The organism is Haemophilus parainfluenzae (genome assembly GCF_900450995.1).
Lineage (GTDB): Bacteria > Pseudomonadota > Gammaproteobacteria > Enterobacterales > Pasteurellaceae > Haemophilus_D > Haemophilus_D parainfluenzae_O.
Window position 1 is genome coordinate 53,621 of the sequence record NZ_UGHY01000002.1, and the last position, 15,404, is coordinate 69,024.

At 39.4% G+C, this 15,404-nt stretch carries 14 protein-coding genes and 1 pseudogene; 10 read left to right on the forward strand and 5 right to left on the reverse strand.

Translation table 11 applies throughout. The features are described from left to right. Nucleotides 1-19 precede the first annotated feature (19 nt). A complete protein-coding gene (gene dxs / locus DX522_RS00320) occupies nt 20-1,873 on the forward strand; it encodes a 1-deoxy-D-xylulose-5-phosphate synthase (RefSeq protein ID WP_115179416.1) in 1,854 nt (617 codons plus the stop codon). Nucleotides 1,874-2,116: 243 nt separating this feature from the next. Here dxs and rplT read toward each other — a convergent pair whose 3' ends face one another. The 5 genes from rplT to thrS all read right to left on the reverse strand — a co-directional run bounded on the left by rplT (nt 2,117) and on the right by thrS (nt 6,496). Next, nucleotides 2,117-2,470: a 50S ribosomal protein L20 gene (gene rplT / locus DX522_RS00325; RefSeq protein ID WP_005596075.1), complete on the reverse strand. Its 354-nt coding sequence runs from the start codon at nt 2,468-2,470 to the stop codon at nt 2,117-2,119. A gap of 66 nt (nt 2,471-2,536) precedes the next feature. Next, complete coding sequence (rpmI, locus tag DX522_RS00330) at nt 2,537-2,734, reverse strand: 50S ribosomal protein L35 (RefSeq protein WP_005596065.1); 198 nt, start codon at nt 2,732-2,734, stop codon at nt 2,537-2,539. A gap of 197 nt (nt 2,735-2,931) precedes the next feature. Continuing rightward, nucleotides 2,932-3,474: a translation initiation factor IF-3 gene (gene infC / locus DX522_RS00335; protein ID WP_075875453.1), complete on the reverse strand. Its 543-nt coding sequence runs from the start codon at nt 3,472-3,474 to the stop codon at nt 2,932-2,934. Nucleotides 3,475-3,619: 145 nt separating this feature from the next. Then, entirely contained in the window at nt 3,620-4,438 is an 819-nt protein-coding gene (locus DX522_RS00340) for a D-hexose-6-phosphate mutarotase (protein WP_115179417.1), read from the reverse strand. Nucleotides 4,439-4,564: 126 nt separating this feature from the next. Then, nucleotides 4,565-6,496 carry a threonine--tRNA ligase gene (thrS, locus tag DX522_RS00345; RefSeq protein WP_115179418.1) on the reverse strand — a complete coding sequence of 644 codons (1,932 nt, stop codon included), beginning with the start codon at nt 6,494-6,496 and terminating at the stop codon, nt 4,565-4,567. A 260-nt stretch (nt 6,497-6,756) separates the two neighbouring features. On the opposite strand from thrS, the gene DX522_RS00350 reads away from it, so the two are divergent. From DX522_RS00350 to trpA, 9 genes and pseudogenes are all read left to right on the forward strand, one after another. Then, nucleotides 6,757-7,338: an FMN-dependent NADH-azoreductase gene (locus DX522_RS00350; RefSeq protein WP_115179419.1), complete on the forward strand. Its 582-nt coding sequence runs from the start codon at nt 6,757-6,759 to the stop codon at nt 7,336-7,338. Nucleotides 7,339-7,540: 202 nt separating this feature from the next. Next, nucleotides 7,541-9,091, forward strand: a complete 1,551-nt coding sequence (gene trpE / locus DX522_RS00355; protein ID WP_115179420.1) for an anthranilate synthase component I — start codon at nt 7,541-7,543, stop codon at nt 9,089-9,091. 12 nt (nt 9,092-9,103) lie between these two features. Further along, the gene (locus DX522_RS00360) at nt 9,104-9,688 is read left to right on the forward strand and encodes an aminodeoxychorismate/anthranilate synthase component II (RefSeq protein WP_115179421.1); all 585 of its coding nucleotides are present in this window, start codon (nt 9,104-9,106) and stop codon (nt 9,686-9,688) included. Between the two features lie 9 nt (nt 9,689-9,697). Further along, entirely contained in the window at nt 9,698-10,084 is a 387-nt protein-coding gene (locus DX522_RS00365) for a tautomerase family protein (RefSeq protein ID WP_005629316.1), read from the forward strand. Nucleotides 10,085-10,095: 11 nt separating this feature from the next. Then, nucleotides 10,096-11,097, forward strand: coding sequence for an anthranilate phosphoribosyltransferase (trpD, locus tag DX522_RS00370; RefSeq protein ID WP_115179422.1), 1,002 nt, complete (start codon nt 10,096-10,098; stop codon nt 11,095-11,097). A gap of 56 nt (nt 11,098-11,153) precedes the next feature. Further along, nucleotides 11,154-12,590 carry a bifunctional indole-3-glycerol-phosphate synthase TrpC/phosphoribosylanthranilate isomerase TrpF gene (gene trpCF, locus DX522_RS00375; RefSeq protein WP_262054121.1) on the forward strand — a complete coding sequence of 479 codons (1,437 nt, stop codon included), beginning with the start codon at nt 11,154-11,156 and terminating at the stop codon, nt 12,588-12,590. A gap of 23 nt (nt 12,591-12,613) precedes the next feature. Continuing rightward, nucleotides 12,614-13,372 carry an SDR family oxidoreductase gene (locus DX522_RS00380; RefSeq protein WP_115179424.1) on the forward strand — a complete coding sequence of 253 codons (759 nt, stop codon included), beginning with the start codon at nt 12,614-12,616 and terminating at the stop codon, nt 13,370-13,372. A gap of 57 nt (nt 13,373-13,429) precedes the next feature. Continuing rightward, nucleotides 13,430-14,580: pseudogene (gene trpB / locus DX522_RS00385) on the forward strand (tryptophan synthase subunit beta). Beyond that, the gene (trpA, locus tag DX522_RS00390; protein WP_115179425.1) at nt 14,580-15,386 is read left to right on the forward strand and encodes a tryptophan synthase subunit alpha; all 807 of its coding nucleotides are present in this window, start codon (nt 14,580-14,582) and stop codon (nt 15,384-15,386) included. Before trpB ends, trpA begins: the two are co-directional and overlap by 1 nt. Nucleotides 15,387-15,404: the final 18 nt, after the last annotated feature.

Here is a 15,404-nt window from a genome sequence, read left to right on the forward strand (position 1 = left end):
TTTTAGGACTAACGAATATATGAACAACTATCCTCTTTTATCCTTAATTAATTCGCCGGAAGATTTGCGTCTTTTGAATAAAGATCAGCTTCCGCAACTTTGTCAGGAGTTACGGAGTTATCTGTTGGAGTCTGTTAGTCAAACCAGTGGTCATTTAGCATCTGGTCTTGGTACCGTTGAATTGACTGTTGCATTACACTACATTTTTAAAACCCCTTTTGATCAATTAATTTGGGATGTGGGCCATCAAGCTTATCCACATAAAATCTTAACAGGTCGTCGTGATCAAATGTCCACTATTCGCCAAAAAGGCGGCATTCATCCTTTTCCTTGGCGTGAAGAAAGTGAGTTTGATGTATTAAGTGTGGGTCACTCTTCTACTTCAATCAGTGCAGGACTAGGGATTGCAGTTGCGGCAGAACGTGAAAATGCAGGTCGCAAAACCGTTTGTGTAATTGGTGATGGTGCAATCACTGCGGGGATGGCATTTGAAGCCTTAAACCATGCAGGTTCTTTGCATACGGATATGTTGGTCATTTTAAATGACAATGAAATGTCTATTTCTGAAAATGTCGGCGCATTAAATAATCATCTAGCCCGTATTTTCTCTGGTTCATTATATTCAACAGTTCGTGATGGCAGTAAGAAAATTTTAGATAAAGTGCCAACTGTTAAAAACTTTATGAAGAAAACCGAAGAGCACATGAAAGGTGTGATGTTCTCTCCAGAAAGTACGCTTTTTGAAGAGCTCGGTTTTAACTATATTGGACCAATTGACGGGCATAATATTGATGAATTAATTGCTACCTTAAGCAATATGCGCGATCTTAAAGGCCCACAATTCTTACACATCAAAACTAAAAAAGGAAAAGGTTACGAGCCTGCAGAAAAAGACCCGATCGGTTTCCATGGCGTACCAAAATTTGACCCAACAAGTGGCCAACTTCCTAAATCAAATGCCAAACCAACCTATTCAAAAATCTTTGGCGATTGGTTATGTGAAATGGCGGAACAAGACGATAAATTAGCCGGTATTACCCCTGCAATGCGTGAAGGTTCTGGCATGGTAGAATTTTCAGAACGATTCCCACAACAATATTTTGATGTTGCCATCGCTGAGCAACATGCGGTCACCTTTGCAGCCGGTCTTGCAATTGGCGGTTATAAACCTGTTGTAGCCATTTATTCTACCTTCTTACAACGTGCTTATGATCAGCTTATTCATGATGTCGCCATTCAAAACTTACCTGTTCTCTTTGCCATCGATCGTGCTGGCATCGTAGGTGCTGATGGTCAGACTCACCAAGGTGCTTTTGATTTAAGTTTTATGCGCTGCATTCCAAATATGATCATTATGACACCAAGTGATGAAAATGAATGTCGCCAAATGCTTTACACTGGTTATAAATGTGGTAAACCTGCTGCGGTACGTTATCCGCGTGGAAATGCAATCGGAGTAGAATTAACCCCACTTGCAGAATTAGAAATTGGTCGTTCAAAAATGGTTCGTGAGGGTGAAAAAATCGCGATTCTGAATTTTGGAACACTCTTACCTGCTGCTTTATCTGTAGCAGAAAAACTCAATGCGACTATTGTCGATATGCGCTTTGTGAAACCAATTGATGAAGCTCGTATTCTAGAAGTGGCAAATACCCATGATGTCATTGTGACATTGGAAGAAAATGCGATTCAAGGTGGTGCAGGTTCTGCGGTTTCAGAAGTGCTAAATTCTCATGGAAAAACAACCGCACTTTTACAGCTCGGTTTACCTGATATTTTTATTCCGCAAGGTACACAACAAGAAACGCTTGCTGAAATTCAATTAGATGAAAAAGGGATTAAAGAGCAAATTATTGCCTTTATAAAGGGCTAAATTCGTTCATTTGGGTTTAATTTTGATATTTTTAAAAAATTTTTCAAAAATATCGAACTATTTCAAAAACACACAGTCTGATACATTGCTAGTGCACTGCATATTGCAGTTATCTTTTTGAAGTTTCTTATAAATTAAGACCTCCCCGCTATTCAAGTTTTGAGTAGCGTTTTTTTCTTTTTGGGAGGTAATAAAAAAGGACGCTTTTCAGCGTCCTAATTTTTGAATCTAAACTTTAAAAAATTAAAGTGCAGATTTTGCTTTTTCAACTAATGCAGCGAACGCCACTTTGTCGAATACAGCGATATCAGCAAGGATCTTACGGTCGATTTCAACAGACGCTTTTTTCAAGCCGTTGATGAATTTGCTGTAAGATAAACCATTTTGACGAGCCGCAGCGTTGATACGTGCAATCCATAATTGACGGAATTGACGTTTACGTTGACGACGGTCACGATATGCGTATTGACCAGCTTTGATCACCGCTTGGAAAGCAACGCGATACACGCGTGAACGTGCACCATAATAACCTTTAGCAGCCTTAAGAACTTTCTTATGGCGTGCTCTTGCAATAACACCACGTTTTACACGAGCCATTATTTAATCTCCTATGTAATATTTTTAACTAATTTAACTAATCGTACGTTTCGCTTAAATAACGGCTTATGCGTATGGTAAGCAAGCTACTACTAAAACTTGGTCTGCTTTCGCAACCATTGATTTATGACGTAAATGACGTTTACGTTTAGTTGTCTTTTTAGTCAAAATATGACGTAAGTGAGATTGTTTACGTTTGAAACCGCCTGAAGCTGTTTTTTTGAAACGCTTAGCAGCACCACGTACTGTTTTAATTTTAGGCATTGTTAAAAAACTCCGCATTTTAAGTTAAACACATAATTAGGCGAATCCGAAGATTACTTGTAAGCACTAATTATTCCAATATGGCAAATTGAATTGCCCTTCTCCAAAAGCAATTAGGCTGCGTAGTTTGCCCAATGTGCAGTTGTATTCTCACCGAAGTGAAAATTCGATTATCTAGATCAAATCTAAATAAAAAATTATTTTTTCTTAGGTGCTAACACCATTACCGCTTGGCGACCTTCTAATTTACCCGGTGCAGATTCCACTACTGAAATGTCAGCCAAATCGTTTTTAACGCGTTCTAATACGTCTAAACCGATATCTTGGTGAGCCATTTCACGGCCACGGAAACGTACGGTAATTTTCGCTTTATCGCCATCTTCTAAAAAACGGATTAAGCTACGTAATTTAACTTGGTAGTCACCTTCGTCCGTACCTGGACGAAATTTAATTTCCTTCACTTGTACAACTTTTTGCTTTTTCTTCTGTTCTTTTGCAGTTTTACTCTTTTCATAGAGGAACTTGCCGTAGTTCATAATACGACAAACCGGTGGTTCGGCATTCGGACTGATCTCAACTAAATCAAGCGCTGCTTGTTCTGCCATCTCTAAGGCCTGTTGAATTGATACAATCCCCGCTTGTTCACCATCTTGGTCAATCAAACGAACTTCTTTTACTCGAATTTCATCGTTAATGCGATTCGGGCGGTTAGCTGCCGGAGCTTTTTTTACGGTTTTAATAATATTATTCCTTCTATTTATTTAAGATAAAACCCACTGCATTTAAAACAGAAGATTTCTTCAATCATTTGCTATAAAAACAAGCAAAAAACGGGCAAAATTTTATAGTATTTGCCACGTTTATGCAACAAGGATTTCTATTCCTTTAAATATCAGTGGTTAAAGCACTTATTTCAGCTGAAATACTCTCTCCAAATTGAAGCAATTTTTCTAATCTTGCGGTTTCAATACATACCATTGTTCTATATCCTTCTGGTTGCATCGCACTTGGTGTTTTCTCCCAAGGATTCCATAGCACAATTGAATCTGCATGATGATGGGTAATTCGAATACGTCGATTAAATGCTTTATCCACCAACAATGTTTTATTTTCTTCTAATGAATAAATACAATCTACGCCCTGTTCAATTCTGCGTGTTGAAGGAACGTCTGTATGTTTACCTTGCAATGAGTCAAAACAACGACTTGGTAAATTTTGGACTTCAATTTTTGAAATATCACTAATATTAAAATAACTGTGTAATGCCGCTTGAGCAGGTTCTTGTCCTAAATACGTTAAAGTCATTGTGCATTTATCGGTAAATTCCATTTTCATTTTGGCTTCAATCACACCATATTCAGAAAACAGTGAAAATTCTAACCGCACTTCATTCGCTTGGAGATCATAATCACTCAATTGCCACAAACGTAAACGCGCTGTACCGTGTGAAGGTTGTTTAACGCCTCCAAACCAGGGGTAACAAAGCGGTACACCGCCTCGAATCGCGACACCTTTTGTAAAAGGTTCGATATCACTTAACCAAAAGATATCCTGCTCAGCCCCTTTAGGTTGCCAATTTAATAATTGCGCCCCTTGTAATGCAATTCGAGCTGAACCTACGGAGTGATTTAAGATTAAAACAGGAATTTCATTGATATGTTCTAAAGTTAATTCTGGTGTTAATTGTTGAATTTGAGCTGTCATATTAGCCTCCTTGTGATAAGGCCATTATATAGAAGAAAGAGATATTTGAGTTTATTTTTATACCGTGAATATAAAAAACCGCACATCAAAGTGCGGTCATTTTTAATTAAGATTTTAAAGAGTCAACTACTCTTCACCCAACAATTTCAACTCACGTTGTCTTACTTGGGATTTTAAGATTTCAGCAAATTCTTCAATAGTGAAAGTACCTAAATCAGCCCCTTTACGAGTACGTACTGCCACTTTGCCTTCTGCGATTTCTTTATCACCGCAAACGAGCATATAAGGTACGCGGCGTAAGGTATGTTCGCGAATCTTAAAGCCGACTTTCTCATTACGTAAATCTGCTTTTACGCGTAATCCAGCATCAGAAAGTTGTTTCACCACTTTTTGAACGTAGTCTGCTTGGCTATCTGTAATGTTCATCACAATCGCTTGAACTGGCGCTAACCATGCAGGGAAGAACCCAGCATATTCTTCAGTAATGATACCAATGAAGCGTTCAATAGAACCTAAAATCGCACGGTGAATCATAACCGGTGTACGGCGATCATTATCTTCTGCCACATAAGATGCATTTAAACGACCTGGTAATGCAAAGTCTAATTGGATAGTACCGCATTGCCATTCACGATCTAAGCAGTCACGTAATGCAAACTCAATTTTCGGACCATAGAACGCACCTTCACCTTCTTGAATTTCATATTCAAGACCGTTATGCGCTAATGCTGCCGCAAGACCTGCTTCTGCACGATCCCACATATCATCCGCACCAATACGTTTTTCAGGACGAGTTGATAATTTCACCTGAATATTTTGGAAACCGAACGTGCTGTAAATGTCGTAAACCATTTTAATACAGCTGGTTACTTCGCTTTCAATTTGATCTTCAGTACAGAAAATGTGTGCATCGTCTTGAGTGAAGCCACGGACACGCATTAAACCGTGTAAAGAACCTGATGGTTCGTTACGGTGACAAGAACCAAATTCTGCCATACGGATTGGTAAATCACGGTAAGATTTTAAACCTTGGTTAAAGATTTGAACGTGTCCCGGACAGTTCATTGGTTTAATCGCATATTCACGGTTTTCTGATTGTGTAGTAAACATCAAATCACCGTAGTTTTGCCAGTGACCTGTTTTTTCCCATAACACACGATCCATCATGAACGGACCTTTCACTTCTTGATAATCGTATTCTTTTAATTTAGTACGTACGAAGGTTTCCAATTCACGGAAAATTGTCCAACCATCGTTATGCCAGAACACCATACCCGGTGCTTCTTCTTGCATATGATATAAATCTAACGCTTTACCAATTTTACGGTGGTCACGTTTTGCCGCTTCTTCTAAGCGAGTTAAGTATTCAGCTAATTGTTTTTTATCTGCCCAAGCCGTACCATAGATACGTTGTAACATTTTATTTTTGCTATCACCACGCCAGTACGCACCTGCAACCTTCATTAATTTGAAGTGTTGGCAGAAACGCATATTTGGCACATGTGGCCCACGACACATATCAATGTATTCTTCGTGATGATAAAGCGCAGGCGTTGCGGTACGTTCGATGTTTTCATCTAAGATAGCCATTTTGTATGGCTCACCGCGTTTTTCAAAAGTATCTCTTGCTTCTTGCCAGCTTACCGGAGTTTTGATTACGTCATAATTGGTTTTCGCCAATTCAAGCATACGTTTTTCAATCGCATCAATGTCTTCTTGCGTTAAAGAGCGGTCTAAATCCACGTCATAATAGAAGCCATTTTCAATCGTTGGACCGATTGCCATTTTGACATCTGGGAATAATTGTTTGATTGCGTGACCAAGCAAATGCGCGCAAGAGTGACGAATAATTTCTAAACCGTCTTCATCTTTTGCTGTAATAATTCCAAGGTTGGCATCTTCATTGATGATGTCACACGCATCACGACGTTCACCGTTTACACGGCCAGCGATGGTTGCTTTGGCAAGACCGGCTCCGATATCTTGAGCCACTTCTAACACAGAAACTGGACGATCAAATTCACGTTTAGAACCGTCCGGTAAAGTAATAATAGGCATAATTTTTCCTTATACAGTGGTCGCCCATACGAAAGGCAACATGCAAATAATGATTAAAAACAAACCGCACTTTCATTCACTCCCACTATCGAGCAAACCAAGTGCGGCGGAGAATTTTAGCACTTTCCACCACACTTGTTAATATCTCGCTGAATTCTTTCCAATGAGTAAACAATGATTTTCCTGATAGCGACTTTATCTATTCAAAATTTCCGATAAAATGACCGCACTTTTGATAAATACAAATTAAAGGAAACTCTATGAACGTATTAGTATTAAAATCAAGCATCCTTGCAGATAACTCTCAAAGCAATAAATTAGCCGATTACACCATTGAAAAATTAAAAGAGCACAATATTGTGGTACGTGATTTAGCGGCGCAACCCCTTCCCCATTTTGATGCAACGGCAGCTACTGCGGTACGTGGCGAGCCTAAAACAACGGAAGAAAATGCACTTTTAGCGCTATCAGATGAATTAGTCGCTGAATTAAAGGCTGCGGATATCATCGTCATTGGGGCGCCAATGTATAACTTAGGCATCCCAACACAACTTAAATCTTATTTTGATTTTATCGCTCGCCCTCGTGTAACTTTCCAATACACCGCAAATGGCCCTGAAGGTTTACTTCAAGGTAAAAAAGCGATTGTATTAGCAAGCTTTGGTGGCATGTATGATGAAAACAACAACGTGACGAATTACTTAAAAGCGATTTTAGGTTTTGTTGGCATTACCGATGTTCAGTTTGCTTATGCAAAAGGTATTGGATTAGGTGCAGAGGCAATTGAAAATGCACAACGTTCAGCAAGAAATAAAATTGATGAGATCGTTGCTTCTCTCTAATCACTGAATCAACCTCTTCTATTAAGCTATTTTGAGATATATCTCGAAATGGCTTTTTTCTAATCAACTTTCTCTATTTTTAATATCTTTGGTTAAAAATTAAAAAAATATTGTAAAATCACGCCAATTTTTTGATTATTTTCTTGACTTATGCATTGTGTACTAGTTTAATAGTGCAAAAGTTCAGAATACAGGATTGATTATGAAAAATACCCCTTTTATTGCGGTGACCTCTCAACCGGTTCCCTATCATGCCGACACCACTGCAATTTTTAATACGCTTTGCAAACAGAACTCAAATTCTCTTCTCCTCGACTCTGCCGAAATTGGTAGTAAAAATAGCTTACAGAGCCTTATTCTGATTAATGCTGCCGTTAAAATTACTTGTTTAGGTAATCAGGTGACCTTTAGAGCACTGAATGCGAACGGCAAACAAGTGTTAAACGAAATTCATCCTGTATTAAGCCAACTCGGTACCGTAAGTGCGGTCAATTTTGAGAATGAATTTTCTGTGCAATTTGCGCCGCTTGACAATCAATTAGATGAAGACAGCAAATTACAAGCTGCAACTATTTTTAATGGACTTCGTGTAATTTCTAACCATTATCAACATAGCAGCACACCTGTCTTTTTAGGTGGTTTATTTGCTTATGATTTGGTGGCAAATTTTATTCCAATGCAAGGTGTTAAATTAAAAGATGATGGTATTAACTGCCCGGATTACAGTTTCTATCTCGCAGAAAACTTAATTACCATCGATCATCAAACCCAACAAGCTACCTTAAAAAGTTTCTGTTTCAGTCAAGAAGAGCAAGTGGAAGTCGCCAAGACAGCACTTTCTATTGCTCAAAAATTAAAAAATATTGATGGCGTACTTTCCATTAAAGCGGCAAGTGATGAAGTCAGCACCAACTTTGAAGATCCTGAATTTATCAGCATTGTAAAAGCATTAAAACATCATATTAATATTGGTGATGTGTTCCAAATCGTGCCATCTCGACGTTTTTCATTAGCTTGCCCAAATACCCTTGCGAGCTATGCGCAATTAAAACATAACAATCCAAGCCCTTATATGTTCTACATGAAGGATGAGGATTTCATTTTATTCGGTGCATCACCAGAAAGTGCGTTGAAATATGCACCGGATAATCGTCAATTAGAAATTTACCCAATTGCAGGTTCTCGCCCGCGTGGTTTTGATGCCCATGGCAATATTGACCCTGAATTAGATGCGCGTTTGGAATTAGAATTGCGTCTTGATCATAAAGAGCAAGCTGAACATTTAATGTTAGTAGATTTAGCCCGTAATGATATTGCTCGCGTGTGTCAAAGCGGTACACGTAAAGTCGCCGAATTAATGCAAGTGGATCGCTATTCGCACATCATGCATTTGGTTTCTCGCGTAGTGGGTAAACTTCGTCCTGAACTTGATGCCTTACACGCTTATCAAGCTTGTATGAATATGGGGACTTTAACTGGTGCGCCTAAAATCAAAGCGATGCAGTTAATCTATCAATTTGAACAGCAAAAACGTCACAGCTACGGCGGTGCGGTCGGTTATCTCACCTCTGATGGTCATTTTGATACCTGTATCGTGATTCGTTCTGCTTTTGTACAAAATGGCATTGCCCATATTCAAGCGGGCTGTGGTGAAGTGTTGGATTCTGATCCACAAATGGAAGCGGATGAAACTCGCCATAAAGCAGCTGCAGTGCTTAAAGCAATCAAACAAATCAATACCCAAGCAAAATAAGGACGATAAATTATGGCTAATATTCTCTTTTTAGATAATTTTGATTCATTCACTTATAACTTAGTGGATCAATTCCGTGTGCTTGGGCATAACGTAAAAATTTATCGCAATGACACTAATTTAGAACAAGTGGTACAAGAGGCATTAAATACACCGGATACGATTCTTGCGCTCTCACCGGGACCAGGTACTCCGGCAGAAGCTGGTATTTTGCTCCCACTTATTGATCGTTTAAAAAATGATGTGCCAATTATTGGTATTTGCTTAGGCCATCAAGCGCTTATTCAAGCCTTTGGTGGAGAGGTTGTACATGCAGGCGAAGTATTACATGGTAAAGTATCGCGCATTCAACATGATAACCAAGCCATGTTTAAAGATATTGCCAACCCAATGCCTGTGGCGCGTTATCACTCTTTAATGGGTAAAAACCTGCCTGACGAATTTATTGTCAATGCCGATTACAATGGTATTGTGATGGCGATTCGTCATAAAACCTTGCCAATTTGTGCTTTCCAATTCCATCCAGAAAGCATTCTTACCGTGCAAGGTTCGAAATTATTACAACAATCTGTGGAATGGTTATTAAACAGAGATTAAGGAAGAAAAATGATTACCGTATATGGATTAAAAGAAGTGCTTGCACCTCGTCGTCAAGATATTGCTGAAGTAATTTATAACTGTTTAAACCTTGGTTTAGACATTCCTCGCGGAAAGCATGCGATTCGTTTCTTATGTTTAGATAAAGAAGATTTTCTTTATCCTATCGATCGTAACGATGATTACACCGTTATTGAAATTAACCTTATGCAAGGTCGTATGGAAGGGACGAAAAAACGTTTAATCAAAATGCTCTTCAGCGAACTCGAATACAAAATTGGGATTAAATCTCACAACGTTGAAATTACGATTAAAGAACAACCGGCGCATTGTTGGGGTTTCCGTGGTATGACTGGCGATGAAGCGCGCGATTTAGATTACGATATTTACGTATAAGGGACGAGATTATGCAAACGGCTCAATTATTAGAACAACTTTACAGCGGAAAAACACTTAATAAAGAAGAAAGTGCGGTCATTTTTAATGCTATTATGCAAGGCGAACTGAATAACGAACAAATCGCTGCCATGCTGATTGCGTTAAAAGTACGTGGCGCCACCATCGATGAATTAAGTGGTGCGGTATCTGCGTCTTTGCAAAATGCCAAACCATTCTCTCGCCCTGACTACCCTTTTGCGGATATTGTAGGAACGGGTGGCGATGGTCAAAATACCATTAATATTTCTACTGCCAGTGCCATTATTGCAGCCTCTATGGGTGCCAAAGTAGCAAAACACGGGAACCGTAGTGTATCGAGCAAATCAGGTGCCAGTGATGTATTAACCGCACTCGGTGTGAATGTGAATGTCACGCCAGAGCAAACTCGTCAAGCGCTTGATGATATTGGCGTATGTTTCTTATTTGCTCAACAATATCACAGTGGGTTTAAACATGTCGCCCCTGTTCGTGCTGCATTAAAAACACGTACGCTTTTTAATATTTTGGGTCCATTAATTAATCCTGCTCGCCCAACTTATCATTTGCTTGGTGTGTATGCCCCTGAATTAGTGAAAACCTATGCTGAAACCGCTGTCGCATTAGGCCATCAACATACTTTTGTAGTTCATGGTGCGGGTCTAGATGAAGTCGCCGTACATGGTGAAACCCAAGTGGCAGAAATTAAAAACGGTAAAATTAACTACTTCACTTTAACGCCAGAAGATTTTGGTTTAAAAACACAATCTTTAGAAAGTTTACGTGGTGGCGAACCGCAAGAAAATGCCCAATATCTGACCGCACTTTTACAAGGTAAAGGCAAAGCGGAACATGCTAATGCGGTAGCGGCGAATGTGGCATTATTGTTGAAATTATTTGGTCATGATGACTTAAAACAAAATGTTCAAAATGTGTTGACTCACCTTGCATCAGGCAAAGCGTTTGAGACACTACAACATTTGACAAAATATTAAGATAAAGGCCAATTTGATACACCACAATAAAGCCCCAATAAATAAGAAGAAAAATTATGATCACGCAAGATTTCACCAAACCAATTGACTCTGCTACGGTGCTACAAAAAATCGTCTTAGACAAAGCACAATGGGTTAAAGCGAAGGAAACCGAATTTCCGCTTTCACAATTTAAAGAAAACATTCAAAAATCTGACCGCTCTTTTTATGATGCATTGACTAAAGGCACCCATCAAAAATCGGCTTATATTTTGGAATGTAAGAAAGCTTCGCCTTCTAAAGGATTAATTCGTGGCGAATTTAATTTAGATGAAATCGCCAATGTGTATAAACATTATGCGTCAGCTGTTTCTGTGCTAACGGATGAAAAATACTTCCAAGGTAAATTTGAATATTTGCCGCAAGTACGTGACGTTGTCTCACAACCTGTATTGTGCAAGGATTTTATGATTAGCGAATATCAGGTGTATCTTGCGCGCTACTATCAAGCTGATGCTATTTTATTGATGCTTTCAGTGGTGAATGATGAAACCTATCGCGTACTGGCTGATCTTGCACATTCTCTCGGTATGGGCGTATTAACAGAAACCAGTAACGAGGAAGAGTTTGAACGCGCGCTTGCTTTAGGTGCAAAAATTATCGGAGTCAACAATCGTAATCTTCACGATCTCACTGTTGATTTAAACCGCGTAGTAGAACTTACACAAAAATATGCCGATCGTATCCCCGCTGATGCACGTATTATCAGCGAATCAGGGATTTATAATCACAGTCAAATTCGTGATTTGCAAAAAGTGGCACATGGCTTTTTAATCGGCAGCAGCCTAATGGGCAGTGCTGATTTAAATAATGCTGTGCGTGAAGTGATTTTTGGAGAAAATAAAGTATGCGGTTTAACTCGCACGCAAGATGTCAAAGAGGTTTACGCAAACGGGGCATTATACGGCGGCTTAATTTTCGTCGAACATTCAAAACGCTGTGTGAGCCTACGTCAAGCCCAAGAATTAGTGACAGCATCACCTCTTCGTTTTGTGGGTGTATTCCAGAATCAAGAGATTGATTTTATTTTAAAAATCGCTAAACAATTGCAGCTTTATGCTGTTCAGCTACACGGTTCAGAAACTGCTGAATTTATTACCTCACTTCGTCACCAACTGCCTGAGGAAACTCAAATTTGGAAAGCCATTTCAGTCGATACTGAGGCACAAAGTGCGGCTGATTTTACGTATGATTTAAATATCGCACGCTATATTTTCGATAGCCAATCTGCTAATCAACAAGGTGGCACAGGAAAAACCTTTAATTGGTCACTCATTCCTGAAAACTTGAAACACAAAATTATTTTGGCTGGTGGCATTTCACCTGACAATATTGAACAAGCCATTAAGCAAGGTTGCCTAGGGGTTGATCTCAATTCTGGTGTAGAAACTGCCGCTGGCGTAAAAGATAGTGAAAAAGTGCGGTCAGTTTTTAAGACGATTTTATCAAATTAATCTGATTGCTAAGGGGAAGCATTATGCAAAGAACAGCGTTAGTAACCGGCGCAACTGCCGGATTTGGTGCGGCAATTTGTCGCACACTCATTGAAAATGGCTATCGTGTAATTGGCACGGGACGTCGTGTAGCTCGTTTAGAACAATTACAGCAAGAATTAGGTGAAAACTTCCACTTTCTTGCCTTTGATATTTCAGATCGCCAGGCAACAGAAGATGCTTTCCATTCCCTCCCCGCTAATTGGCAATCCATTGATTTATTGGTGAATAATGCAGGTTTAGGATTAGGCTTAGAAAGTGCAGATAAAGCGAGTTTAGATGATTGGATGCAAATGATTGATACCAATATAAAAGGACTCGTCACCATCACTCGTCTTGTGTTACCACAAATGGTAGAACGTAATTCAGGCCATGTTATTAATTTAGGCTCAATTGCAGGTACTTATCCTTATCCAGGTGGCAATGTATATGGTGGCACTAAAGCTTTTATAAAACAATTTAGTTTAAATCTTCGAGCCGATCTTGCTGGTACACAAATTCGCGTGTCCAATGTTGAACCCGGTCTTTGTGGTGGAACTGAATTTTCTAATATCCGCTTTAAAGGTGATGATGCCCGAGCTAAAAAACTCTATGAAAATGTAGAATATGTCAGCCCACAAGATATTGCTAATATTGTTTTATGGCTCAATCAACAACCTGAACATGTCAATATTAATCGCATTGAAGTGATGCCTACTGCACAAACCTTTGCACCACTTAATGTCGCAAGAATTCAAAAATAACAAGGAAATATTATGTCAGAAACCCTTTTAAATCCTTATTTCGGTGAATTTGGTGGAATGTATGTACCGGAAATTCTCGTACCGGTGCTACAACAGCTAGAAAAAGCCTTTGTTGAAGCAAAAGACGATCCTGAATTCCAACGTGAATTTCAAGATTTACTTAAAAATTATGCAGGCAGACCGACCGCTCTTACCCTTTGTCGTAATTTAACCAAAGGGACAAAAGCAAAAATTTATTTAAAACGTGAAGATTTACTTCACGGTGGTGCCCATAAAACCAACCAAGTATTAGGCCAAATTTTATTGGCAAAACGCATGGGTAAAACACGCATTATCGCCGAAACCGGTGCAGGCCAACATGGTGTTGCGACAGCCCTTGCTTGTGCGATGTTAGATATGCCTTGCCGTGTTTACATGGGGGCTAAAGACGTGGAACGTCAATCACCAAACGTCTTCCGTATGCGTTTGATGGGGCAGAAGTAATTCCTGTACAAAAAGGTTCTTGCTCATTAAAAGATGCGTGTTGTGAAGCCATGCGTGATTGGTCAGCTAATTATGAAAATACCCATTATTTATTGGGTACAGCGGCAGGCCCTCATCCATTCCCGACGATTGTGCGTGAATTCCAAAAAATGATTGGTGAAGAAACCAAACGTCAAATTTTAGAAAAAGAAGGTCGCCTACCAGATGCTGTCATTGCAGCAGTCGGTGGTGGTTCGAATGCAATTGGTATGTTTACTGATTTTATTGATGAAAAAGGTGTACGCTTAATTGGTGTGGAACCCGCTGGTCACGGCATTGAAAGAGGTGAACATGGTGCACCATTAGGTCATGCAAAAGTCGGTATTTATTTCGGTATGAAATCACCTTTAATGCAAACGGAAGATGGTCAAGTAGAAGAATCCTACTCTATTTCTGCTGGATTAGACTTCCCTTCTGTAGGACCTCAACATGCTTACTTGCAAAGTATTGGTCGTGCAGAATACCCAAGTATTACAGATGATGAAGCGTTAAATGCTTTCCAAGAATTAGCAAAACATGAAGGAATTATTCCTGCATTGGAAAGTTCGCATGCATTAGCGCATGCGTTAAAAATGGTTCATCAAGAACCGAATAAAGAACAAATCTTAGTGGTGAATCTCTCTGGCCGGGGTGATAAAGATATTTTCACTGTTGATAAAGTTTTAAAAGAAAAAGGAATGCAATAATGAGCCGTTTTGAAACTAAATTTGCAGAACTTGCAGCGAAAAAAGAAGGGGCTTTTGTACCTTTCGTTACATTATGCGATCCAACATTTGATCGCTCTTTTGAGATTATTTGCACGTTAGTCGAAAATGGCGCAGATGCTTTGGAATTAGGCTTTCCATTTTCTGATCCGCTATTAGATGGTCCAGTTATCCAAGCGGCTAATAACCGAGCGCTTAATGCGGGCCATAGCACTGAAGACAGCTTTAAATTACTCGCTAAAGTGCGGTCAAAATATCCAGAAATTCCGATTAGCTTACTCCTTTGTGCAAATTTAATTTTTGCGAAAGGATTAGATAATTTCTATCAACGCTGTGCAGAAGTCGGCGTGGATGCAGTTTTAGTGGCAGATATTCCACTATTGGCAAAAGAAGACTATGTTCAAGCTGCTAAAAAGTATGGCATTCAACCTGTCTTTATCTGCCCACCAAATGCTGATGCAAAAACAGTACAAGGCGTTGCTGAAAACAGCGAAGGTTATACATATTTAGTTTCTCGTGCAGGTGTAACAAGCGCGGAGAATCAAGCTCATGCAGCAAACTTAGATACGCTCGTAGAGCAACTTAAAGCCCACAATGCGCCACCAATCCTACAAGGTTTTGGTATTGCTCAACCAGCTCAAGTGAAAGAAGCCCTTCAACTGGGGGCAGCGGGAGCTATTTCAGGCTCTGCAACAGTAAAAATCATTGAACGAAATTTAGATAATCAAGCTCAATGCTTATCTGAACTTGCCGAGTTTGTTCGCAATATGAAAGCTGCAACCAAATAATAAATAAAAAAGTGCGGT